This is a genomic window from Comamonas sp. GW821-FHT11H03 (assembly GCF_058807955.1).
Genome location: NZ_JBXARF010000007.1, coordinates 107,521 through 128,978, shown reverse-complemented (window position 1 = coordinate 128,978; position 21,458 = coordinate 107,521). Strand labels below are relative to the sequence as shown.

Annotated in this window: 24 protein-coding genes; 16 read left to right on the top strand and 8 right to left on the bottom strand. The window is 63.2% G+C overall.

Translation table 11 applies throughout. The features are described from left to right. Positions 1–185: 185 nt before the first annotated feature. Positions 186–671: a glutathione peroxidase gene (locus tag AC1RTQ_RS16520; protein ID WP_302092551.1), complete on the top strand. Its 486-nt coding sequence runs from the start codon at positions 186–188 to the stop codon at positions 669–671. A 66-nt stretch (positions 672–737) separates the two neighbouring features. On the opposite strand, the gene AC1RTQ_RS16515 is transcribed toward AC1RTQ_RS16520, so the two are convergent. Continuing rightward, positions 738–1,649: a LysR family transcriptional regulator gene (locus tag AC1RTQ_RS16515; RefSeq protein ID WP_492877300.1), complete on the bottom strand. Its 912-nt coding sequence runs from the start codon at positions 1,647–1,649 to the stop codon at positions 738–740. Positions 1,650–1,780: 131 nt separating this feature from the next. Between AC1RTQ_RS16515 and AC1RTQ_RS16510 the strand changes: the two genes are divergently transcribed. Beyond that, entirely contained in the window at positions 1,781–2,689 is a 909-nt protein-coding gene (locus tag AC1RTQ_RS16510; protein ID WP_492877298.1) for a pirin family protein, read from the top strand. An 81-nt stretch (positions 2,690–2,770) separates the two neighbouring features. Continuing rightward, on the top strand, positions 2,771–3,400 hold the full coding sequence (gene ycaC, locus AC1RTQ_RS16505; RefSeq protein ID WP_302092548.1) for an isochorismate family cysteine hydrolase YcaC: 630 nt from the start codon (positions 2,771–2,773) through the stop codon (positions 3,398–3,400). Positions 3,401–3,503: 103 nt separating this feature from the next. Here ycaC and AC1RTQ_RS16500 read toward each other — a convergent pair whose 3' ends face one another. Then, positions 3,504–3,902 (bottom strand): winged helix-turn-helix transcriptional regulator, encoded by a 399-nt coding sequence (locus AC1RTQ_RS16500; protein WP_492877296.1) that lies wholly within the window; start codon positions 3,900–3,902, stop codon positions 3,504–3,506. 166 nt (positions 3,903–4,068) lie between these two features. Between AC1RTQ_RS16500 and AC1RTQ_RS16495 the strand changes: the two genes are divergently transcribed. Further along, entirely contained in the window at positions 4,069–5,076 is a 1,008-nt protein-coding gene (locus AC1RTQ_RS16495) for a zinc-dependent alcohol dehydrogenase family protein (RefSeq protein ID WP_409812111.1), read from the top strand. Between the two features lie 904 nt (positions 5,077–5,980). Here AC1RTQ_RS16495 and AC1RTQ_RS16490 read toward each other — a convergent pair. From AC1RTQ_RS16490 to AC1RTQ_RS16480, 3 genes are all read right to left on the bottom strand, one after another. After that, a complete protein-coding gene (locus tag AC1RTQ_RS16490) occupies positions 5,981–7,045 on the bottom strand; it encodes a sensor histidine kinase (protein WP_492877294.1) in 1,065 nt (354 codons plus the stop codon). After that, on the bottom strand, positions 7,038–7,856 hold the full coding sequence (locus AC1RTQ_RS16485) for a hypothetical protein (protein WP_492877292.1): 819 nt from the start codon (positions 7,854–7,856) through the stop codon (positions 7,038–7,040). Before AC1RTQ_RS16485 ends, AC1RTQ_RS16490 begins: the two co-directional genes overlap by 8 nt. A gap of 247 nt (positions 7,857–8,103) precedes the next feature. Continuing rightward, the gene (locus AC1RTQ_RS16480; RefSeq protein WP_492877290.1) at positions 8,104–8,679 is read right to left on the bottom strand and encodes a flavin reductase family protein; all 576 of its coding nucleotides are present in this window, start codon (positions 8,677–8,679) and stop codon (positions 8,104–8,106) included. A gap of 103 nt (positions 8,680–8,782) precedes the next feature. Here AC1RTQ_RS16480 and AC1RTQ_RS16475 point away from each other — a divergent pair, with 103 nt between their 5' ends. Continuing rightward, complete coding sequence (locus AC1RTQ_RS16475) at positions 8,783–9,157, top strand: VOC family protein (RefSeq protein WP_302092542.1); 375 nt, start codon at positions 8,783–8,785, stop codon at positions 9,155–9,157. Positions 9,158–9,219: 62 nt separating this feature from the next. Here the strand turns inward: AC1RTQ_RS16475 and AC1RTQ_RS16470 are convergent, their stop codons facing one another. Continuing rightward, positions 9,220–9,525 (bottom strand): hypothetical protein, encoded by a 306-nt coding sequence (locus AC1RTQ_RS16470; protein WP_492877288.1) that lies wholly within the window; start codon positions 9,523–9,525, stop codon positions 9,220–9,222. A gap of 298 nt (positions 9,526–9,823) precedes the next feature. Between AC1RTQ_RS16470 and AC1RTQ_RS16465 the strand changes: the two genes are divergently transcribed. The 7 genes from AC1RTQ_RS16465 (at position 9,824) to AC1RTQ_RS16435 (ending at position 16,081) form a co-directional block, all read left to right on the top strand. Beyond that, positions 9,824–10,066 carry a hypothetical protein gene (locus tag AC1RTQ_RS16465; RefSeq protein ID WP_003066979.1) on the top strand — a complete coding sequence of 81 codons (243 nt, stop codon included), beginning with the start codon at positions 9,824–9,826 and terminating at the stop codon, positions 10,064–10,066. Between the two features lie 160 nt (positions 10,067–10,226). Next, positions 10,227–10,838: a class I SAM-dependent methyltransferase gene (locus AC1RTQ_RS16460; RefSeq protein WP_302092540.1), complete on the top strand. Its 612-nt coding sequence runs from the start codon at positions 10,227–10,229 to the stop codon at positions 10,836–10,838. A 117-nt stretch (positions 10,839–10,955) separates the two neighbouring features. Then, on the top strand, positions 10,956–11,684 hold the full coding sequence (locus AC1RTQ_RS16455; RefSeq protein WP_492877285.1) for a hypothetical protein: 729 nt from the start codon (positions 10,956–10,958) through the stop codon (positions 11,682–11,684). A gap of 81 nt (positions 11,685–11,765) precedes the next feature. Then, the gene (locus AC1RTQ_RS16450) at positions 11,766–12,602 is read left to right on the top strand and encodes a tRNA-uridine aminocarboxypropyltransferase (protein ID WP_492877283.1); all 837 of its coding nucleotides are present in this window, start codon (positions 11,766–11,768) and stop codon (positions 12,600–12,602) included. A gap of 156 nt (positions 12,603–12,758) precedes the next feature. After that, on the top strand, positions 12,759–13,721 hold the full coding sequence (locus tag AC1RTQ_RS16445; RefSeq protein WP_492877528.1) for a transporter substrate-binding domain-containing protein: 963 nt from the start codon (positions 12,759–12,761) through the stop codon (positions 13,719–13,721). A 59-nt stretch (positions 13,722–13,780) separates the two neighbouring features. Next, the gene (locus AC1RTQ_RS16440) at positions 13,781–14,542 is read left to right on the top strand and encodes a sterol desaturase family protein (RefSeq protein WP_492877281.1); all 762 of its coding nucleotides are present in this window, start codon (positions 13,781–13,783) and stop codon (positions 14,540–14,542) included. Positions 14,543–14,977: 435 nt separating this feature from the next. Next, a complete protein-coding gene (locus AC1RTQ_RS16435) occupies positions 14,978–16,081 on the top strand; it encodes an acyltransferase family protein (RefSeq protein WP_492877279.1) in 1,104 nt (367 codons plus the stop codon). 5 nt (positions 16,082–16,086) lie between these two features. Here AC1RTQ_RS16435 and AC1RTQ_RS16430 read toward each other — a convergent pair whose 3' ends face one another. Then, complete coding sequence (locus AC1RTQ_RS16430; RefSeq protein WP_492877277.1) at positions 16,087–16,749, bottom strand: DUF924 family protein; 663 nt, start codon at positions 16,747–16,749, stop codon at positions 16,087–16,089. A gap of 287 nt (positions 16,750–17,036) precedes the next feature. Here AC1RTQ_RS16430 and AC1RTQ_RS16425 point away from each other — a divergent pair, with 287 nt between their 5' ends. Continuing rightward, positions 17,037–17,567, top strand: a complete 531-nt coding sequence (locus tag AC1RTQ_RS16425; RefSeq protein WP_304351696.1) for a DUF1439 domain-containing protein — start codon at positions 17,037–17,039, stop codon at positions 17,565–17,567. Positions 17,568–17,634: 67 nt separating this feature from the next. Here the strand turns inward: AC1RTQ_RS16425 and AC1RTQ_RS16420 are convergent, their stop codons facing one another. Continuing rightward, positions 17,635–18,444 carry a substrate-binding domain-containing protein gene (locus tag AC1RTQ_RS16420; RefSeq protein WP_492877274.1) on the bottom strand — a complete coding sequence of 270 codons (810 nt, stop codon included), beginning with the start codon at positions 18,442–18,444 and terminating at the stop codon, positions 17,635–17,637. 164 nt (positions 18,445–18,608) lie between these two features. Here AC1RTQ_RS16420 and AC1RTQ_RS16415 point away from each other — a divergent pair, with 164 nt between their 5' ends. From AC1RTQ_RS16415 to AC1RTQ_RS16405, 3 genes are all read left to right on the top strand, one after another. Then, positions 18,609–19,493, top strand: a complete 885-nt coding sequence (locus AC1RTQ_RS16415) for a LysR family transcriptional regulator (RefSeq protein ID WP_302092532.1) — start codon at positions 18,609–18,611, stop codon at positions 19,491–19,493. A gap of 50 nt (positions 19,494–19,543) precedes the next feature. Continuing rightward, complete coding sequence (locus AC1RTQ_RS16410; protein ID WP_492877272.1) at positions 19,544–20,260, top strand: glutathione binding-like protein; 717 nt, start codon at positions 19,544–19,546, stop codon at positions 20,258–20,260. A 148-nt stretch (positions 20,261–20,408) separates the two neighbouring features. Continuing rightward, complete coding sequence (locus AC1RTQ_RS16405) at positions 20,409–21,455, top strand: pirin family protein (protein WP_492877270.1); 1,047 nt, start codon at positions 20,409–20,411, stop codon at positions 21,453–21,455. The last annotated feature ends 3 nt before the right edge of the window (positions 21,456–21,458 follow it).

Genomic DNA, 21,458 nt, shown 5'->3' with positions numbered 1-21,458 from the left:
GGCCGCAAGAAGGCAAGACTGCGAAGAATGCCCAAAAAACAGGCGCTCTGCTTGCGGGGATCGGTTTTTCTATGGTCGCAGCCCCGGTATTGTCTCCGTGGCGTGGCGGTGCAGGCTTGTTTCCAGTGGTGAGATGTTTTGCCGACTGCCTTAAGCTTGGGGCTTCACTTTGGCGGGAGAGCAGCATGGCAGACAGCGTTTATGACTTTGAAGCCACCGACATCCAGGGACGCAGCGTTCCTCTGTCGCAGTACCAGGGCAAGGTATTGCTGATCGTGAATACCGCCAGTGCCTGTGGCTTCACGCCCCAGTACAAGGGGCTGCAGGCACTGCACGAGCAGTATGCGGACCGGGGCCTGGTGGTGCTGGGCTTTCCCTGCAACCAGTTCGGTGCCCAGGAAAAAGGCTCGGATGACGAGATCGCGAGCTTTTGCGAGCTGAACTTCGGCGTGAGTTTTCCGCTCATGCACAAGATCGAGGTCAACGGCGATGGCGCGCATCCGCTGTACCGCTGGCTGACGGCCGAAGCGCCGGGCGTGCTGGGCACCAAGTCCATCAAATGGAATTTCACCAAATTCCTCGTGGGTCGCGACGGACAGGTGATACGCCGCTACGCGCCCCAGGACAAGCCCGAGAAGCTGGCGGACGATATCCAGGCGGCTCTGGGCTGATGCTGCAGTTATCGTTTCGATAGCTGACAGCGCATGCCCAGCAACTGCTGGAGGCCGTTTTGATGCTCAGTCTTCCGACAAGGTCCTGAAGGACTGGGCCAGATGGTCGAGCAGCGCGCGCACGGCGGGCAACTGACCACGGCGCGAGGCGTAGACGGCGTGGATGATCTCGTGCCGCGGCTGCCAGCCCGGCAGCACCTGCACCAATGTGCCGCTGCGCAGCTCCTCGCGCACAAACATATTGGGCAGCTGCACCACGCCGGCACCCAGCAGGGCCGCGTCGCGCAGCGCCAGCATGGACTGCGTCACCAGCCTTGGCTGGTGCCTGACCTCGGCGCGCACGGCGTCTGGGCCGTACAGCACCCAGCGGTGGGTTTCCTGCACGCCGCCCATGTCCAGACTGGGCCAGTCCGACAGATCCATGGGCCCGCCGGGCTGACCCAGACGCAGCAGCAACTCGGGGGCGGCCACCAGGCATTGGCGGCGCTCGGCCAGCGTGCGCAACACCAGATCACTGTCCTGCAGCGGCGGCGGGCGCACGCGCAGGGCCAGATCCAGTCCTTCGCCGACCACGTCCACGCGCCGGTTGGTCTCGTCCACCTGCAGCTCCACGCGCGGGTACTGGCGCATGAATTCGCCCAGCATGCGGCCCACGCGTGAGGCCAGCAAGGCCACGGGGCAGCTCATGCGCACCTTGCCGCAGGGCTCGGAATGCACCAGTGCCACCGACTCTTCGGCGGCCTCTGCCTCGGTCAGCATGGCGCGGCAGTGCTGGTAATAGCGCTTGCCTACCTCGGTCACGGCAAAGCTGCGTGTGGAACGCAGCAGCAATTGCGCGCCCAGGCGCTCCTCCAGCAGTGCCACGCGGCGGCTGAGCTTGGACTTGGGCAGCCCCAGGGCGCGGCCTGCGGGCGCGAATCCACCGTGCTCCACCACTTGGGCGAAGTAGTACAGCTCATTGAGGTCTGGCAGCTTCATCGTTTTAAAAATAGAACTCTGAGGCTGAATATTGTGGACTACTCAAGTCATCGTTCCAAATTCATACTTTGTCCATGTTCAACACCTGCAGCGACCAACGGGACTGCAGGCCTGCCGCAAGGAGAAATGTCATGCTCAAGAAAATCCTGGGGGTCTATGAAGCGCCCCGTCCACACTGGGTGGGCAATGGCTTTCCCGTGCGTTCGCTGTTCAGCTATGGCGACCACGGCAAGGCCCTGAGTCCTTTCTTGCTGCTCGATCACGCCGGTCCCCAGAGCTTCACGCCCACCACGGCGCGGCGCGGCGTGGGCACGCACCCGCACCGGGGCTTCGAGACCGTGACCATCGTCTATGAGGGTGAGGTGGCACACCGCGACTCCACAGGTGCCGGCGGCACCATCGGCCCCGGAGATGTGCAGTGGATGACGGCTGCCTCGGGCATCCTGCACGAGGAGTACCACTCCGAAGCCTTTGCCAAGAGCGGCGGACCGCTGGAGATGGTGCAACTGTGGGTCAACCTGCCAGCCAGGGACAAGATGTCCGCCCCCGGCTACCAGACCCTGCTGAACGCCGACATCCCGCAGGTCGCGCTGCCGGACGGTGCGGGTCATTTGCGTGTCATTGCCGGGGACTACCTTGGCAGCACGGGCCCCGCCTATCGCGGCCCGGCCAAGACCTTCACGCCCATCGAGGTCTGGGATGTGCGGCTGAACGCCGGAGCCTCCACCGAGCTGCAGGCGCGGGCCGGCCACACGCTGGCGCTGGTGGTGCTGCACGGCACGCTGCTGGTCAACGGACAGGAGATTGCCCGCGCCGGACAACTGGTGCATATGGACCGCGCGGCCGACAGCGTGCATCTGGAAGCCAACAGCGACGTCACGCTGCTGTGGCTGTCGGGCGAGCCGATTGACGAGCCCGTGGTCGGCTACGGCCCGTTCGTCATGAACAGCGACGAGGAAATCCAGCAGGCGCTGGAGGACTTCCGCAGCGGCCAGTTCGGCCGCATTGCGGCAGCCGAGCGCCATGGCGCAGCAGCCTGAGCAGGTTGCAAGGTATCGAGTTTTCTCACCGGCGGGCAAGCCCGCCGGCTTTCACCCCCTCCACTCTTGAAGGAGATTCCCATGAGCCAAAAGCCTTACGTTCGCCTCGACAAAGACAATGCCGCCGTGCTGCTGGTGGATCACCAGACCGGTCTGCTGTCCCTGGTGCGCGATATCGACCCCGACAAGTTCAAGAACAATGTGCTGGCCCTGGCCGACATGGCCGAGTACTTCAAACTGCCCACGATTCTGACCACCAGCTTCGAGACCGGCCCCAACGGCCCGCTGGTGCCCGAACTCAAGGCAAAATTCCCTACAGCTCCCTATATCGCCCGTCCGGGCCAGATCAATGCCTGGGACAACGAGGATTTCGTCAAGGCCGTCAAGGCCACGGGCAAGAAGCAGCTCATCGTGGCCGGCGTGGTGACCGAGGTCTGCGTGGCCTTCCCCGTGCTGTCGGCCCTGGCTGAAGGCTTCGAGGTGTTCGTGATTGCCGATGCCTCGGGCACCTTCAACAGCATGACCCAGCAGGCGGCCTGGAGTCGCATGGAGCAGGCCGGTGCCCAGCTCATGACCTGGTTCGGCGCGGCCTGCGAGCTGCACCGCGACTGGCGCAACGACATTGAAGGTCTGGGGACTCTGTTCTCCAACCACATCCCCGACTATCGCAACCTGATCAACAGCTACACCACGCTGACCGCCGGCAAGTAAGCGCGGCGGCTTCAGACCCAAGCCCGCAGGCTTTTGCAGCCTGCGGGCTTTTTGCTGTCGATCTATTTAAATTGATAGCTATAAATGCTTGATGGGCAGGCGTTCAAGCCTGTTTTTGCTTCAATTCTGGCAGGCAGCTTGCGCTGTTCTGATCTGCGTCATGCAAGGGATCGGCCGCAGCAAAGCTCTTGCTGTATTCGGTGCCCCAGTTGCGCATGGCAATCAGCACCGGCTGCAGGCTGCGGCCAAGCGCGGTCAGCTCATAGTCCGCGCGCGGCGGCACTTCGGCATACACCGTGCGCTCCACAATGCCGGCTTCTTCCAGCTCGCGCAGCTGCAGCGTCAGCATGCGCTGGGTGATGCCGCCAATACTGCGGCCCAGCTCGCCAAAGCGCTTTTTGCCGTGCAGCAGGTGGAACAGGATGATGGGCTTCCAGGTGCCACCCATGACGGACAGCGTCACCTCCACGGCGCAGCCGCTCTTGCTGTTCAAACGTTTCATGGGGACCTCGGAGCAGTTCTGGACTGCAAGCATCGTAGCGCCAGCCAGCGCCCATGCATTACTTACATTTTTAATACTACCCAACAAATATGTTGGTGCTGGTGGTTGGCGTGCATTGACGGCACCATGCAAAGCATCTGTTTCACCCCCCCTTGAGGAGCACTCCATGAAAGTCATGCAACTGGCCGCCCCCGGCGGTTTCGAACATCTGAAGCTTGTCGACTTGCCTGCACCTGCGGCACCCGCCGCCGGCGAGATCCAGGTACGCATTCACGCCAGCTCGCTCAACTACCACGACCTGGGCGTGGTGCGCCGTCCCGGTGCGGCGGCTGACGGCCGCATTCCGATGGCCGACGGCGCCGGCCTGGTCACGGCCGTGGGCGCAGGCGTGACGGAATTTGCCGTGGGCGATGCCGTGGTCTCCACCTTCTTTCCGCAATGGCTGTCAGGCCGCCATGTGCCCTCCGACTTCCAGCTTGTGCCCGGCGACGGCGTGGACGGCTTTGCACGCGAGTTCGTGAACCTGCCCGCCACCAGCTTTACCCATGCCCCCAAGGGCTGGAGCCATGCCGAGGCCGCCACGTTGACCACGGCCGGTCTCACGGCCTGGCGCGCGCTGGTGGTGGACGGGCATCTCAAGGCCGGCGACACCGTGCTGGTGCTGGGCACGGGCGGCGTCTCCATCTTTGCGCTGCAGATGGCCAAGAGCATGGGCGCCACCGTCATCGCCACCACCTCCAGCGCAGCCAAGGCCGAGCAGCTCAAGGCATTGGGGGCCGATCTGGTGATCAACTACAAGGACGAGCCCGAATGGGGTGATGCCGTGCTGGCCGCCACCGGCGGTCGCGGTGCCGACATCGTGGTCGAGGTCGGCGGCCCTGGCACCTTGCCCCAGTCGATTCGCGCCTGCGCCGTCGGCGGCCATATCGCGCTGATCGGCGTGCTGACCGGTTTTGCGGGTGCCGTGCCCACGGTGGAGATGATGCGCAAGCAGCAAACCCTCAAGGGCCTGATCGTCGGCAGCCGCGAGCAGCAGCAGGACATGGTGCGCGCGCTGGAGAACTTCGGCTGGAAGCCCGTGATCGACAGCCGCTATCCGCTGGAGCAGATGGTGGCGGCGTTTGAGCACCAGGCGGCGGGCAAGCATTTCGGCAAGATCTGCCTGGAGTATTGATAGCTGATGGCGCTTTGTGCGCCTGGGTTTGAGGCTGATTGGGCATGTGGTTCTTGCTGGGTCACATGCCCTTCTTGTTTTGATAGCTGTCAGCGCTTGGTCTGCCTTGCGCTAAGGCCGATTTGGCTTGAGTTTTTTGTTACGGGGACATCCCTTGCCGGCGGACAGAAGGCGTGTCTCGGCCCGCCAGCCGACCTACTTTCTTCTGCCGGTATGCCGGACCACCAGAAAGTAGGCAAAGAGCCGGCTCCTGCTGCCCACGACCCCTTCGCTGCGCTACGGGGCAACCTGCGCCGTCAACCTCTTGGGGCTGTGCGGCAAAACTCACTGCGCGCTTTCAGCGCTTCGTTCAAACAGGTTGCCGCAGATTTGAAGTTGAAGCGTCTGCACTCTGCGGTGCAGCCGCCAGCACCAAGAGGCCGCCATCGCAGGCGTGGGCAAAAGGGGCAATACCGGGTGCGGGATAGCTTCTTTGTGCTTTTGATAGCTGCTTGCGTTTGCTGAATAAGCGTTACAGCCCGATTTGCTCATAGCTCTCGCAGGCGCATTCACCCGTGTGTCTGCGCCTGCGGCACGTGGTTCGGGCTGCGGGCATTGGCACCGCAGAGTGCCAATGCTTTGACATCAAATTTGCGGCAACCTGTTTGAGCGGCGCGCGTAGCGCAAAGCGAGTTTTGCCGCACCGCAGCCTGAATGGCGTGATGCAGGTTTGCCCGTAGCGAAGCGCAGGGACGCGGACAGTCGGGTTGCGCTCTTTGCTTACTTTCTGGCGACAGAAAGTGAGTCGCCCGCCGGGGCGAAATCCCGGCCTCCGTCGCCAGCAACGCAGCAAGTGGTGAATTCAGCGCAGTTGGAAATGGATAGTCGCAAGCGCTTACCGCATAAGCACTACAGCCCAGAAGCCTCAATCCTCAGAACCCAGCACCACCCTCGCCGTCAGCGCCGTCCGCCCCGGCGACGACTCAATCCCCAGCAGGCCACCGACCCGCGCAATGCGCACCGCCATGGAGCGCATGCCAACGCCCAGGCCCGATGCCTCCACGGCCTGCACATCGAAGCCCACGCCGTTGTCCTCGATCTCCAGCAGCAGCTCCTGCGCCTGAGGCTGCACCAGGGACAGGCGCACATGGCGGGCCTGGCTGTGCTTGATGACGTTGGTCAGCGCCTCTTCGATCAGCCGGGTCAGCGCCAGGTATTGCAGCGCGTTGGGCGGCTGGCTCCAGCTTTGCGGAAACTGCCAGTCGCAGCGCACACCCAGGGCCTCGAACAGGTCGTTGAAGCGGCGGCGCAAGGGTGCCAGCCATTCCTGTGGAGTGGCTGGTACGCGCACCTGGGCCGAGGCGTTGCTGTCTATGCTCTGGCGCAGATCGTTGCGGATGAGCTTGAGCATGGACAGCACCTGAGTCCGGGTCAGGGCTTCGCTGCCCTGCTCGACGGAAGCAATCATGTGGACCAGCTCGCCGCCCAGGCCGTCGTGCAGGTCGTGTGTCAGGCGCAGGCGCTCCTGCAGGCGCGCGTTGGAGAGCTTCTGGGCCTCCAGCTCGGCCCGCAAATGCTCGGATTTTTTCTGCTCGGTGATGTCGAAGGTGAAGCCGATCAGCGCTGTGGGCTGGCCCTGTTCGTCGCACAGCACATGCACGACTTCCTTGACCCAGACAAAGCGGTTGTCGCTGGTCAGCGCACGGTACTCGGCCTCGTGATCCACGCCCGCCAGGCACAGCTCCACGCAGCGCGAGACGGTTTGCTCGCGCTCGTCGGGGTGGATGCGTTCGGCCCAGTCGTTCACGGTCTCCCAGCTCTCGGGGCTCCAGCCCAGCAGATCAGCGATCTGCGGGCCGATATAGCTGTATTTCTTCGTGGTCCAGTCAATCTTGAACGGAATCGCCAGGGTGGATTCCAGCAGCGTCTGGTAGAGGCCGTTGTCCGTGTCAGGTTCGAGGGTGCGCAGTCGGGGGCGGGCTTCAAGCATGGGACGCTCCTGTCAGATCGAGAAGAGGGTGGGTGGTGGGCAGCTCGTTCCAGAACCAGTAGAAATAGCCGCCTTCGGTCTGTAGCAGGGTCTGGGTTTTGACGCTGGAGCGTTCTATCCCGCGCCAGCAGGCCAGGGCCGAATTGCGGTTGCCGTGCAGATCCAGGCAAGTCTGCCCGGGCAGATTGGGCCGGGGAGGCACATACAAGGCCATGCCACGAGGCAGCCAGAGGTCGGCCAGACAGATTTTCTGCTGTTGTGGCCAGTACTTTCCCACCGAAATCACCAGCGGCAGGTGCGGGTCGATAGAGGTGAAGACATGCGGGAAATCGTGATGTTCGAGGTCGGTACAGACCTTGCCCAGCAGGCGGTAGCCGGTTCCCTCATAGGGCGAGCGGTGCCCGGCAAACATGCCGTACTCATAGTCGACCAGCGAAAGATGTGGTTGGGGGCTGGTGATGCGAACTCCCTGGCCCGGCTCAATCAGCGTCATGCCGAACGCCGCTGCAGTTTGATACGTGACTGCAATGGCTTCGTACTCGACCTGATCGGCCTGGAACTCCAGTCTGGTCTGATTGCCGTACTTGGGGTCGGGGTGGGTGGTGGTCGCAGAAAGGACGCGGTATGCGTTGCCGATGACGGCCTCGGGGTCACTGGTGGCGGGCTCCAGCAGCTTCAAGCCTGTGGGCGGCTCTGCGCAATAGTGCGGGAACCCGTGGATATTGCAGAAAAACGGTGTCTGGGACAGATCGACCGACGCCGGCGCATCTTCTTTGATGAACAGCACGGGATCGAAAAACTCTTGCGCCATTGCCTGTCACTTCACGGTGATTGATAGCAGAGATCGCTGCCTTGTGCGGCGGTACGGCACCTGCAGTCATGGGTTGTTTGATATCTCGGTCAGTGATGCAGTCTAAATGAAGGCGGTTACAAATACCCGGGTGTGCAGGCGCTGCGGGCCAGGGCGCCTGAGGGTGTCAGTGGCCGTTACGGCATAGTGCGAATTATTTTGATAGCTGCCAGCGCTTGATACATAAGCGATGCAGCCATGAGAGCTTCTATTTCACGAGCACCGATTCGCCAATCGCGAAGAACTGCCCGCCCGCCACATAGTGCAGGGTGCGCAGCTCGGCAGGCGCGGAGCCGAACTCCCAGTGTCCATTGCGGAACACGCGCTCATCGGCCCAGGCCGCCACGACTTCGGCGATGAACAGGTCATAGCTTTGCTGGTTATGGGGCTCGGGGATCAGCTTGCAGACCAGCCAGGCGGCGCAGCCTGCCACCAGCGGGACATCGAAGCCCGGTGCATCGAACAGCTGCACGCCATGCTTGGCGAGTTTGTGGGTTTCGGTCACGGCACTGTCCGTGCCTATGCCCACCGTCAGGGCGGCCTGGGGCACGGTGGGCAACTGCAGGGCGAAGAAGCCGCTGCCCTCGACCAGCGCACGCGTGCGCGTGGCCTTGTCGAGCACCACGCTGATCTTGGGCGGTGCGAAATCGAGCGCGCAGGCCCAGGCCGCGCTCATGGCATTGCGCTCGCCCGCATGCAGGGCCGAGACGATGACCGTGGGGCCGTGATTGAGCAGGCGGTAGGATTTGTCCAGGGGAACCGGGGTGAAATGGTCTGGCAGCATGGTGGGCTGAAAATGGGTGACAGAAGAGGACGGCAAGCTCCCGTTACGATGGCTTGCCGATTTCCCATCTTCGCCCGAAACAGGGCTTTTCCAGGAGACAACCATGTTTAGCCACATCATGCTGGGTGTAAATGATCTGGAGTCCAGCAAGCGCTTTTATGACGCGCTGCTGGGTCAGCTCGGCATTGCGCCCGGCGTTGCCAACAAGAACCGCTTCTTCTACCGTAGCCCCACTGGCGTGTTTGCCATCTCCACGCCCATCAACGGCGAGTCGGCCAGCTCGGGCAATGGCGCGACCACGGGCTTTCTGGCCCAGTCCACCGATCAGGTGAACGCGGCCCATGCGGCTGGCCTGGCAGCGGGTGGTGTGTCGGTCGAGGACGCGCCGGGCTGGCGCGGCGACTCCATGTATCTGGCCTATCTGCGCGACCCCGACGGCAACAAGATCTGTCTGGCCTATCGCCCCGCCAAGGCGTGATCCACGCCGCATGAATCAGGGCTGCGCAAGCGGCCCTTTTACATGGCAGGAGTCAGCCCGCGTTATTGGGACTTGAGGGCGTTGGCCAGGGCCCGGATCTTGAGGTACTGACGCGCCAGATTGTTGCGCGCCAGCTGTTTTTGCTCCGCCGATACAGGCAGCTTGGCCACTTCGGCATCCATTTCGGTCAGCAGCTCAGGCGGGAGCTTACTGAAGTCCACAGGAGCGGCATCGGCCGAAGCGGGCTGCAGCAGCGCCGGTGCTGTGCCGACCGAAGCAGGTGCCTCCACGGCTGCGGGCTTGGCCCTGAGCCTGAGCAGGGCCACGATTTCGGGTCGTGCCCTGGGTCTGCGCGATCTGCAGCGCATTCATGCTCAGCCCCGTGCCCACCAAGGCCGCCAGCTACGTTTTCTTGTACACAAACCGCTCCCTTGTTGTTCGTTTGCTTAAGTCCGAAGAATAGCGATTCCGAATCATTTGGTAACAAATATGGGCGAAGAAGCTTGGAAAAAGACGGTCCCGGGCCGGCTTCACGGTCGGTCATGCCCTACCTGCAAGCGGTGATGCTGCGACGGCTGCCGGTGCAAAACCGGGGCAGGCGGCACAATGGCTGCTTTGCAGCGCGGGCGTATGTCCGGCACCTGCACCACATTCAGTAGTTTTTTCATGACCAACACCACCACCCCTGCCGAAGACCATCTGTGCGATGCCTGTGCCGGCATTCAGCGCAACTGGCGCAAAGCCCCCGGCCATGCCGAACTGATGCAGCGCGGCAACCGCAAGGAGGAGCGCGGCTCGAGCACGGCGACGGTGACCCGTTATGTCTGCGAGCGCTGCGGCACGGTGTGGGACTACGAGAACAACAAGCAGGACCAGCGCAAGGGCTGGTCCGTGGTCGGCAGAATTTAACCCCCTGGGGCGCTGCGCGCCTTCTCCTGGCGGAGGCGACAGCCTCGCTGCGAGGCGGCGGGGCCGCCTGGGCCCTTGCTGGCTGCCTCTTTCCTGAGTCAGCGTCGGTTTTTGAAGTTTCGGCGTCTTCGGGCGCCGTTTGTTTTTTGAAGGAGGCTGCGTGCAATCAGCAAGCAACGAGTGGTTTGACGAGGCGTATTACCAGCGCTTTTACTTTGACAAAAAGACCAGCGTGATCGACCCCGAGCACGCGCGTCGGCTGGGTGCGTTCGTCTGCTCGTATCTTGCGTATCTGCGCGTGCCAGTGCAGCGGGTGCTTGATGTGGGCTGCGGCATAGGCCTGTGGCGCGAGGCGGTGCAGAGGCATTTCCCGGGCGTGCAGTATCAGGGCGTGGAGTTCAGCCCCTATCTGTGCGAGCGCTATGGCTGGGAGCGGGGCTCGGTGGTGGATTGGCAGCCCAAAGATGGCCAGCCTTTCGATCTGGTGATCTGCCAGGGCGTGCTGCCCTATCTGAGCCCGGCCGATCTGAAAAAGGCACTGGCCAATCTGGGCCGGCTGTCGCGCGGCGGGCTCTACATCGAGGCGGTGGCACGTGAGGATTACGAGCGCGACATCATTGATGAAGATCTGACCGACCCGCGCCTGTATCGGCACCGTGGCGAGCTGTACCGCCGCGGCCTGCAGCCTCACTTCAAGGAGCTGGGCGGCGGCGTATGGCTGAGCCGTCAGGCGGATATGCCGCTGTTCGAACTGGAGTGCCTTGGGGGCTGAAACCTTTCGTTCTTGGTGATTTCGGGGCCTGCACCTATATTGCGGGGCTTGCGAACTCACAAGGATATGCAGATGCTTCATTGCTGGATCAAACGCTGCGGAGTCTGGAGCGTTGCCATGGCTGGCGCCGCCCTGCTGCTGGCCTGCTCGGATTCCAAGACCGAAGCCACAGCGCCCCCGGCACCGGCTCCGGCCGCAGCACCGGCCCCTGCGCCTGCCGCCCAGGCCAGGCGTGTGATCGACCAGTTGTTCAGCACCGAGACCATAGGCATGAATCTGGCCTATGCGCAAAAGATTGCCGGCCCGGCCATGCGCTCGGAATTCCACCGCCACCAGTTCCGCACCGACGGCTGCGATATCACCCTGGTCAGCGACGAAGCCGACAAGGTGATCGAGTCTGTCGAGATCGATATCGCGCCCAGCTGCAATCTCTCGCTCAAGAGCGTGCTGAACGTATCCGAGGGCCAGCCCGACATCAAGCTCGGCGATCTGACCTTTGGCAGCTTCGAGCCTTTGCTGGACAGCCGCTATTACGCCGACTGCCTGACGCTGTGCGGCAATGCCGCCGACCCCGTGGTCTATCTGGAGGCCAAGGGCTCGCGTCTGACCAACTTCATCAATTACTCGGTGCAGGCCCCCATGGTGGACGGCAAGGTGCTGGATGCGACGGCCGCCTGGCGCGATGCCATGACCAAGGCAGAGTCCGAGGACTATGTGCTGGACACGCGATTCAACTGCGAGCCGGAGCGCTTCAGGAACGTGATTGCCGCCGGACTCAGGCATGCCAGGCCCACGGTGTTCAGTTTTGGCCGTGGTCCGACCTTTGAGCAAGGTGACTGCGACTGAGCGGCGCTCCGGGAGCGTCAGCACTGGAATTGGCAAAGGCGGGACAATCCGGGCATCTGTCCGAACCCGCTGGTGTCCGTCTTGCCCGCTTCCACGCCTTTGTCTCTCACCGCTCTGACCCCGCAGAAAACCGTTGCCTCCACGCTGCCCCCGCACGCCGTCTCACGCTTGCGCCTGGCGCGGCTGGCGCGCAGCACGCGGCCGTTTATGGCGCGCGGCGGCCCCAAGGGCGAGCGCTGCGAGGGCTGCCGTTTGCGCCCCTCGCACTGCATGTGCGCGTTGCGCCCCGAGCTGGCCACGCGCGCGGCCTTCTGCCTGCTGATGCATGATGCCGAGCCGCTCAAGCCCAGCAACACGGGCTGGCTGATTGCCGATGTGGTGAAGGACACCCATGCTTTCGGCTGGGCGCGTACCGAGGTGGACCCGCAGCTCGGGGCCTTGCTGGCCGATCCGCAATGGCAGCCCTATGTGGTGTTTCCCGGCGAATATGCCGAGCCCGCCGAGCGTGTGGTGGAGACGCTGGACGGCGGCGACAGCCGTGCGCTGCAGCCCGGCAGGCGCCCGCTGTTCATACTGCTGGATGCGACCTGGTCCGAGGCGCGCAAGATGTTTCGCAAAAGCCCGTATCTCGATGGCTTTCCCGTGCTCAGCCTGCATCCGGATCTGATCTCTCGCTATCAGTTGCGCAGGTCCAAGCGCGACGACCATTTCTGCACCAGCGAGGTGGCGGCCCTGTGTCTGGAACTGGTGGGCGATGCCGGCGATATGCAGGCCGGCCGCGTGCTGGAGAGCTATCTGGGCGTGTTCACCGAACGCTATCTGCAGGCCAAGCACCAGCAGCCGGTCGATGAGGCCAGCAGTGCCCACCTGCGCCTGTGTGAACTGATGGGGACGCCCCCCGCCAAACGCGACGCATGAAGCGCCGTGCAGGCATAAGCATTCCACTCAAAGCAATAAACGAACACGGACAATCGGGCCAGGGCCTCATGAGTGCATGAGGTGTGTGCCGGATCGGGTGGGTGATGAGCGCCGATGACCAGAGGTCTCGGCGCTTTTATTTTTCTGGAGTGGGTGATGGACAAGTCGTCGAAATGGGTTGGGCTGGCAGCAGCGCTGGTATGCGCGGGTTCGGCCATGGCTGCGGGCAAGACGGAAGCGGCGAGCTCCACGATCGGTGCCAATATCGACACGGCCGTGGATCTGTCGGCATCGCCCACGCTGCAGCGCTGGCAGGCCGGTGGCACCGTGGTGCTGGGCGTGCGCGAAGCCGCTGTCCCCATGTCCTATGTGATCGGCGCGAACGAAAAATTTGTGGGCTATCACATGGACCTCTGCGAGCGCGTGGTGCAGGCGATTGCGCCCAGGGCGCAGATCAAGTACATGGTGCTGACGCCGCAGAACACCATGCCGCTGATCAACAACGGCACGGCCGATTTCAACTGCGCCAGCATGACCAACAACCTCACGCGCCAGAAGCAGGTGGCGTTTGGTTTGACCACCTATGTCAGCGAGGTGCGCATGGCCGTGCGTGCCGACTCGGGCATCACCTCCTTCAAGCAGCTGCAGGGGCGCAATGTGGGCGCGATCGCGGGGACGACGGCGGTGCAGATTCTGCGCAAATACGCCAGCGACAACGAGCTGAACTTCAAGACGCTGATGAGCAAGGACCAGTTCGAGAGCTTTCTGATGCTGGAGTCGGGTCGCGTCGATGCCTTTGTGCTGGACGACAACATGCTGGCCGGCGTGATCGGCCAGAGCAAGAATCCCAAGGGCTACAAGATCGTGGGCGAGGTGATTGGTGCCGAGCCGATTGCCATCCAGTTCAGCAAGAACGACCCGCAGATCAAGAAGGCAGTGGACGGCGCCATTTTGCAGATGATCCGTTCGGGCGAGCTGCACAAGCTCTACAAAAAATGGTTCATGCAGCCCATTGCACCCAAGAACGTGAACCTGAACCTGCCCATGGGCGAGGTGCTCAAGAAGCAGCTGGCCGCGCCCAACGACACGCCGCTGGAGCAGTTCGTATTGCCCCAATAAAGCGGCAAAGCCACATCAGCCGATAGACTGCAGGGCAAACCGCAAGGGGAGTGTTTGCCGTGCTGGAGTACCTGGTCTATCCGCTGATTGCGCTGCTGTTCGTGGTGGTCTTCACGCGTGAGGTGATTGCGCCCGCCTCGCGCAATCTCTGCGACCGGCGCTGGCTGATCTACAGCAGCGCCCTGGGCGCGCTGACACTGGCCTGCACGCTGGCGCTGGGTTGGTTGCTGGAGGAGCGCATTCGCCAGAATGCGCTTTTCGATGTGGGGGCACGCTGGAGTCCGCTGCTGGTGGGGCTGCTGAGCTTTTTCATCACCAGCTTTGTCTTTTACTGGTGGCACCGTGCCACCCATGCGTCCGACCTGCTGTGGCGCGTGTTCCACCAGCTGCATCACAGCGCGCGCCGCATCGAGGTGCTGACCTCGTTCTACGCCCACCCGCTGGACTCCTGCGCTGCCATGCTGCTGAGCGTGATCTCCAGCTACTGGGTGCTGGGCGCCAGCCCGGCGGCGGCGGCCGTAGCCCTGGGGCTGACGGCGGCCTTCGATCTGTTCACCCATGCCGACATACGCACGCCGCGCTGGCTTGGCTATGTGCTGCAGCGCCCGGAGATGCATACCGTGCACCATCAGCATGGCCACCATGCGCAGAACTACGGTCTGCCGCTGTGGGACATGCTGTTTGGCACCTGGATCAATCCCGTCGAGCGCGCGCAGAAGCTGGGCTTTGATGACGACAAGTCCGAGCGCGTGGCCGAGATGCTGCTGTGGCGCGATGTTCACCAAAGTGCACCTGCCTGCGGCCGCCGCAAGTCATCCTGAAGCTTCAAATTTGATAGCTGATGGTGCCGATGGGTGGAGCGCGGCCTGCTGTTTTTGTTCTCAATTGTTAACGCGGCCTGCCAAGACCCTGCCAGAGCCCGGCAAGCTCTGTGCCTGGCTTGGGCAGGCGGCAAAAATCTGTTCAAATTGCCCCGGTCTGTTCACCTGTCAACAGACGCCAAGCCGTCTGGCTGCGGGCATTCATAACAATCTGCCGTCTCACCGTCAGTGAGCTGAAGCAGACAAATCGCCTGCCAGGTTCCGGCCCCCCCGAGCGCGTTTTCATGTGCTCTGCGACCCCCGGGTCGCTGCAAAGAGCTGTTACTGCCTCTTTGCTCAAATTCTGAATACTGCGTCAGCCATGTCCTGTACATGGCTGTGATTGTTTGTCTGCAAGCCCGGCCTGTGCCTGGGCGAAAGGAAAGGTGTCCGGTTTTGGTGGAGTCGGCGTTCAAGCTGCGCTATAACCCAGCGCTTGATGGATTGAGAGGCATAGCCATTGTGCTGGTGCTGCTCTCGCACGCACATGCCCCGATGTTCGAAGGCGCCTTCTTCGGCGTCGATCTGTTCTTCGTGCTCAGCGGCTTTCTGATCACCTCCTTGCTGCTGATGGAGTATCGGCAGCATGGCAAGCTTGATTACTGGCGTTTTTACCGCCGCCGCTTCTTCCGGCTCATGCCTGCGCTGGCGCTGTTCCTGCTCGCGTACTGCTTGTTCGCCCCCTTTATCTGGCCAGACCTTACGGATATTTATTCGGACGCCCTGGTCTCCATCCTCTACCTGGCCGATTACGGCATTGCCTTCTTCGACAGTCCGGACACGCTGCTGCATATGTGGTCGCTGTCGGTGGAGGAGCATTTCTATCTGATCTGGCCGCCGCTGCTGGTGCTGCTGCTGCGCAAGGCCACTCCGGGCCGGGTCTGGGCGCCGCTTGCGGCGCTGTGGCTGCTGGGCACGCTGTGGCGCATCTTCTGGGTGGTGCAGGGCCAGCAGTTCTACGAAATCTTTTTCCGCTTCGATACGCGGGCCTCGGGTCTGCTGGCCGGTGCCTTGCTGGCGGCGCTGATGATGGAGCGTCCCCAATGGATAGAGCGTCTGCAGTCGTTGCGCGCCTACACCATGTGGTTTGTACTGGCCGTGCCGCTGATCATGGAGCTGGAGTGGGACAACCAGCACGCCATGGTCTGGGGCATTACGGTGGTGGAATGCGCGGCACTGGTCGTGCTGCTGTCCGTGCAAAAGCCCGAGGGACTGGTCTATGAAATGCTGACGGCACCGCTGCTCATCAAGCTGGGCCAGCTGTCCTATGGCATCTACCTCTGGCACTACCCGGTGGTGCGCTATCTGCGCGCCGATTACTCCTGGCCCGTGACCGTGGTCGCAGGCCTGCTGATCTCTACCGCGCTGTCGGCCCTGTCGTTCTACACGGTGGAGCGCTGGGCCATGCGCCACCGCGACCTGGGGGCGGGCAAAAAGCCCGCGCGCCAGCATCAGGCGCGCCAGGAGCCCGCGCTGCGCGAGGCTACGCGCGGCTCGTGATTGCCCTAAAAGCCTGACCCTGGCTGGGCCAGATACTCGGCCTCTTCGGCGGTGCTGGTGCGGCCCAGAATGTGGTTGCGGTGTGGGAAGCGGCAAAAGCGCTCTATCACCACCTGATGGCGATGGGCGTAGTCCAGCGTTCCGGCCAGATATTCGCGCAGCTCGGCGTCCGTGGCGCTCTGCAGCAAAGCCTCGAAGGCGGCTACGCTGCGTTGCTGCATGGCCGGGTCTTCGGCATGCTCCAGCGGCAGATACATAAAGACGCGGGCCACCTCGGGCAGCAGCCGGTCGCTGCCGGAGTCCATTGCCTGCAGAGCCAGGGCCAGCGCCTGCGCGTCACCTGCGAAGCTCTTGGGGGTGTTGCGGTGGATATTGCGTGTGAACTGGTCCAGCAGGATCACCAATGCCAACTGCTGCCACGGACCCTGTGTGCTCCAGTGCTGCAGCGCACCGCCCAGAGCGGCTTGCACCGCAGTGCCAAAGCGCTGGCGCAATTCCTCGTCGAAGGCCGCCGATTTGGTGAACCACTGCGCCTTGTGCTTGAGGGCATCGGCATTGCCGGGCCTGGCGCTGCCGAACCACTGGGTCAGCACTTGATCGGGCAGGCTGGTGTCCTGGGCAGCGGCGGTCAGCGCCTCGTGGCTGAGGGAAGAGGGATATGCAGTCATGCAAATCATTGTGCATGCACTGCTGCCGTGTGCCGACGGTCAACCCCTGGTGGCGTCGGACGTTAGATAACAGTCTTTTACCTGCAGATTGCGTCAGATAGGGAACTGCGAACACCCATCGAGACTCTGTGGAATAGCAGGCTCAGAGACAATGGATTGCTCAAAAACCATAGCTGACAGCGTTGGTTTATCAAGCGTTTGCATGGGTTTTGAATCAGGTTTTACGGAGTTCGGTGGTCGTGATGAATCGGCGCGCATGGTTGGCAGTGACAGTGTTGGGATTGGGAATGGCTGCCACGGGCTGCTCGGGCAAGTCCGTGCCCAGCAGCGTGAGCGTGAGCCAGCAGAAGCTGCAGGAGATGCTGGCCAAGCGTTTCCCCAGGCAGTTTCCCGTGGCGGGTTTGCTGCATCTGGACCTGAAGGCGCCGCAGCTGAGCATGCGGCCCGAGCGCAATATGCTCAACGCCGTGATCCCGGCCGAGCTCAGCGGCAAGGTGCTCAAGGAGCAGTACAGCGGCCTGCTCAATGTCGATTTCGCGCTGCGCTATGAACCCACCGACCGCACCTTGCGCGCCTATCAGATCAAGGTCAACCAGCTCAGCATGGACGGGCTGTCGCCTGCACTCAGCGATATGTTGGGCACTTATGCCACGGCCTTGGCTGAGCAGGCCATGGGCCAGGTGGTGCTCTATCAGCTGCAGGACCAGGAGCTGGCGCTGGTCGATGCGCTGGCCATGGAGCCTGGCGCCATCACCGTCACCGCCCAGGGGCTGACAGTGGCCCTGGTGCAGAAAGCCGGCCCCGGCAGCAAGCGCTGAGCTGGCAGGCGACGAAAAAGCCCGCAGGCATTTGCCTGGCGGGCTTTTTTGCGGGGCCGTGCGGCGCTCAGCGAGGCTTGGCAATGGGCTCCAGGCCGGTTTCCCGAATCGTCTTGGCGGCGGCGGGCGAGGTGTAGTACTTGAGCAGTTGCTCCAGTCCCTGCGGGTTGGTGGAGGTGTTGGCCGTGCCGGCCGAGAAGATGGTGTAGTGCTGCACCGAATCGGGCAGGGTGCCGACATAGCTGATGCCCTCGATAGGCAGCAGCTCGCTGACCTGTTGCAGGCCGATCTCGGCCTCGCCCCGCGCCACGATGGTGCCCACACGCTCGGTCACGATCTTCCTGCTCTTGGGCATGACCTGATCGTGAATGCCGAGTTTCCTGAGCATCTGGGTTTCGTAATAGGTGCCGCTGGCGCTGGCCGAGTAGGCAATGCTCTTGGCGTTGAGCAGCACCTGGCGCAGCTTGTCCTCGCTGCTGATGTCGGGGATGGGGGCGCCCTTCTTCACGGCCACGCCCACGGCAGAGCGCACCAGGTCGATCTGGGTGCCGTTGCGCACCAGGCCCTTGGCGGCCAGATCGTCGAGCGCGCCACGCGCCAGAATCACCACGTCCGCCTTCTCGCCCTTGCTCAGGCGATTGGGAATGGAGGTGGGCGAGGCGCCCATGGACGAGCCGTAGGCCGACTCCACCGCCAGGCCGGTCTGGGCCGTGAACTGCGGCGCCAGCAGCTTGTGCGCTTCAGTGAAGCCGCCCGAGGTCATGAGGCGCACAGGCTCCTTGGGCGGGCTGCTTGGCTGCTGGGCGCAGCCTGCGGCCAGCGCCACGGCGCTGATCAGCAGGGCTCGGCGGACGGTGAAAAGGGGAAATGGCTTCATCAATGTCTCTCTGTATCGGGCGGGCCTGGTCAGGCCTTGAACCCTTTTTGAATCAACGCAGGCAGCTACGGTTGTCATGGCTTGTGCGGCTTAGCGGATTGTGAAAAGCGGCGACTATTGCGTCCAATACCGTTTGCGTCTGGACTTGATACGAAAATCGTCCTATGGATTTGCGCCGCCTGACCTGTTTTCTGGCTGTGGCCGAGGAGCTGAATTTCAGCCGTGCGGCCCAGCGTTTGCATATGAGCCAGCCCCCGCTGAGCCAGCAGATCCGTCTGCTGGAGCAGGAGATGGGGGCGCAGTTGTTCGAGCGTTCGCGCCGCGCCGTGGCGCTGACGCCAGCAGGCCTGCTGCTGCAGGACAAGGCGCGGCAGATCGTGGAGCTGCACCAGCAGGCGGGCGAGCTGGTGCGCATGGCGGCCCATGGCCTGGCGGGGCGGTTGCGCATCGCCTTCACGGCATCGGTGCCGCTGTTTGACGAGTTCTCCACCATGCTGCGCGACTTTCGCAGCCGCCACCCGCAGGTGGAGCTGGACCTGCAGCATATGACCACGGGCGAGCAGATCGCGGCGCTGACGGCGGGGCAGATCGATATCGGCTTCATGCGCCCGTCGCCGACGTTTCGCATCCCCGTGCCGATCCGGGAGCAGACGCTGTGGCGCGATGAGCTGAAGCTGGCCCTGCCGGTGGCACATGCCAAGGCGGTTGCGGGCGAAGCACTGGCACTGAGCAGCCTGGCCGATCAGCCTTTTGTGCTGCACCCGGCCGTGCTGGGCGGTGGCCTGCACGAACATATTCTGGCGCTGTGCAGCGAGGCCGGCTTTGTGCCGCGCATCGCCCAGCCGGCGCGCGAGACCTCGACCATGATGGCTCTGGTGGCTGCCGGCCTGGGCCTGTCCATCGTGCCCAGCGTCTACGAGCGCATCTGCCCGCCCGGAGTGGTGCTGCAGCCGCTGGCCGATGCTGCGCGCCACTCGCGCATTGCGCTGGTCAGCATGCAGCAGGCGCCATCACCCTGCGTGCAGATGTTCTGGCAGTTGCTGCGCTGAGCGGCCTGTGCCGTTACGATGCGGCAAACCCTTTTTCAGGAGCCAGCCGCATGACCCGCACCCTTGCCGATTTTTCCGTGACCCGTAAATGGCCCGCGCAGCACCCCGAGCGCATCCAGCTGTACTCGCTGCCCACGCCCAACGGCGTGAAGGTGTCGATTGCGCTGGAGGAAATGCAGCTGCCCTACGAGGCGCACCTGGTCAGCTTCCAGACCAATGACCAGCTCACGCCAGAGTTTGTCGGCACTTTCCCCAACAACAAGATTCCCGCCATCATCGACCCGCAAGGTCCGGGCGCAAAGCCGCTGGCGCTGTTCGAGTCGGCGGCCATCCTGATCTATCTGGCCGAGAAGAGCGGCAGCCCGCTGCTGCCCGCAGACCCGGCGGCGCGCTACGAGACGCTGCAGTGGCTGATGTTCCAGATGGGCGGCGTGGGCCCCATGTTCGGCCAGGTCGGCTTCTTCCACAAGTTCGCGGGCAAGGACTTCGAGGACAAGCGCCCGCGCGACCGCTACATCAACGAGTCCAAACGCCTGCTGGGCGTGCTGGAGCAGCGCATGCAGGGCCGCGAGTGGATCATGGGCGAGCAGATCACGATTGCCGACATCGCCATCTGGCCCTGGGTACGCAATATGGTCGACGAGAACGGCTACAACGCCGCCGAGCTGGTGGGCTGGAGCGAGTTCCCCGAATTGCAACGCGTGCTCAAGGCCTTCATGGCCCGCCCGGCGACGCAAAAAGGCCTGAACATTCCGGCGCGCGGCTGAGCACCGGCTCGGGCAGTTGCAGGCTTGCCGTTGTTGCAAAAGCGGCAAGTACTGTCCCAGCAGTGATGTCTTTCAAACCCGTGGGCTGGCCTTATCTTCGAGACTTCAGGCCCTGCAGCTGGCAGCGGCTTCTCAAGAGGAGAACTCCATGACCACGAATCGCCCACCCATTCTGGAAAGTGCCCCCCTGGGCCCGCGCTGGCCCTGCCTGGACCCCTTCCTGTTCTGCGCTCACCACGATGACAGCTATCCGGCCAGCAACGGAAAGATGGGCGTGCAGGCCGTGGAGTTCGAGGGGCGCGAAATGGGCAGCGACTTCAGCGCCAGAGACGGTTTCTCGATGTACCACGGCGAGCCGATTCCGGGCTTCCCGGGCCACCCGCATCGCGGCTTCGAGACCGTGACTCTGGTGCGCAAGGGCCGCATCGACCATGCGGACTCGCTGGGCGCAGCCGCGCGCTTCGGCGGCGGCGATGTGCAGTGGCTCACGGCCGGCAAGGGCATCCAGCACTCGGAGATGTTTCCGCTGCTGAGCAGCGACCAGCCCAATCCGCTGGAGCTGTTCCAGATCTGGCTGAACCTGCCCGCCAGGAACAAGATGGTGGAGCCCCACTTCACCATGTTCTGGAACGAGCAGATTCCGCGCCTGAGCTTCAGCGACGCGGCGGGCAGGAAAACCACCGTCACCGTGGTGGCTGGTGCCCTGGACGGTGCGGACAAGGCTTTGCCGCCACCACCTGAATCCTGGGCTTCCCAGGCCGACAGCGATGTGGCCATCTGGACGCTGGAGCTGGAGCCCGGTGCCCGCTGGAGCATGCCCAGGGCAGCAGGTGACCAAACTCACCGCATGCTCTACTTCTTCGTCGGCAAGAGCATGACTGTGGGTGGCGAAACCGTGAACGGCCATCTGGCCATGCATGTCGACGCTCAGCGCGAGCTGGAGCTGGTCAACACCGGCGATGTCAGTGCAGAGCTGGTGCTGCTGCAGGGTAGGCCGATTGGCGAGAAGGTGGCGCAATACGGCCCCTTTGTGATGAACACGCAGGAGGAGATCATGCAGGCCATGCAGGACTATCGTCGCACCCAGTTCGGCGGCTGGCCCTGGAAGGACAACGACCCGGTGCATGGCACCGAGAACCGCCGCTTTGCACGCTACCCGGGCGCCGACGTCGACGAGCAGCCGCCCGGGGCCTGATAA

Coding starts and splice junctions, on each gene's coding strand:
- AC1RTQ_RS16410 (WP_492877272.1), top strand. CDS start 19,544: ATGACCCGCACCCTTGCCGATTTTTCCGTGACCCGTAAATGGCCCGCG.
- AC1RTQ_RS16495 (WP_409812111.1), top strand. CDS start 4,069: ATGAAAGTCATGCAACTGGCCGCCCCCGGCGGTTTCGAACATCTGAAG.
- AC1RTQ_RS16445 (WP_492877528.1), top strand. CDS start 12,759: ATGGACAAGTCGTCGAAATGGGTTGGGCTGGCAGCAGCGCTGGTATGC.
- AC1RTQ_RS16415 (WP_302092532.1), top strand. CDS start 18,609: ATGGATTTGCGCCGCCTGACCTGTTTTCTGGCTGTGGCCGAGGAGCTG.
- AC1RTQ_RS16500 (WP_492877296.1), bottom strand. CDS start 3,902: ATGAAACGTTTGAACAGCAAGAGCGGCTGCGCCGTGGAGGTGACGCTG.
- AC1RTQ_RS16470 (WP_492877288.1), bottom strand. CDS start 9,525: ATGCGCTGCAGATCGCGCAGACCCAGGGCACGACCCGAAATCGTGGCC.
- AC1RTQ_RS16455 (WP_492877285.1), top strand. CDS start 10,956: ATGGCTGGCGCCGCCCTGCTGCTGGCCTGCTCGGATTCCAAGACCGAA.
- AC1RTQ_RS16515 (WP_492877300.1), bottom strand. CDS start 1,649: ATGAAGCTGCCAGACCTCAATGAGCTGTACTACTTCGCCCAAGTGGTG.
- AC1RTQ_RS16485 (WP_492877292.1), bottom strand. CDS start 7,856: ATGGCGCAAGAGTTTTTCGATCCCGTGCTGTTCATCAAAGAAGATGCG.
- ycaC (WP_302092548.1), top strand. CDS start 2,771: ATGAGCCAAAAGCCTTACGTTCGCCTCGACAAAGACAATGCCGCCGTG.
- AC1RTQ_RS16405 (WP_492877270.1), top strand. CDS start 20,409: ATGACCACGAATCGCCCACCCATTCTGGAAAGTGCCCCCCTGGGCCCG.
- AC1RTQ_RS16420 (WP_492877274.1), bottom strand. CDS start 18,444: ATGAAGCCATTTCCCCTTTTCACCGTCCGCCGAGCCCTGCTGATCAGC.
- AC1RTQ_RS16430 (WP_492877277.1), bottom strand. CDS start 16,749: ATGACTGCATATCCCTCTTCCCTCAGCCACGAGGCGCTGACCGCCGCT.
- AC1RTQ_RS16510 (WP_492877298.1), top strand. CDS start 1,781: ATGCTCAAGAAAATCCTGGGGGTCTATGAAGCGCCCCGTCCACACTGG.
- AC1RTQ_RS16480 (WP_492877290.1), bottom strand. CDS start 8,679: ATGCTGCCAGACCATTTCACCCCGGTTCCCCTGGACAAATCCTACCGC.
- AC1RTQ_RS16465 (WP_003066979.1), top strand. CDS start 9,824: ATGACCAACACCACCACCCCTGCCGAAGACCATCTGTGCGATGCCTGT.
- AC1RTQ_RS16475 (WP_302092542.1), top strand. CDS start 8,783: ATGTTTAGCCACATCATGCTGGGTGTAAATGATCTGGAGTCCAGCAAG.
- AC1RTQ_RS16425 (WP_304351696.1), top strand. CDS start 17,037: ATGGCTGCCACGGGCTGCTCGGGCAAGTCCGTGCCCAGCAGCGTGAGC.
- AC1RTQ_RS16490 (WP_492877294.1), bottom strand. CDS start 7,045: ATGCTTGAAGCCCGCCCCCGACTGCGCACCCTCGAACCTGACACGGAC.
- AC1RTQ_RS16520 (WP_302092551.1), top strand. CDS start 186: ATGGCAGACAGCGTTTATGACTTTGAAGCCACCGACATCCAGGGACGC.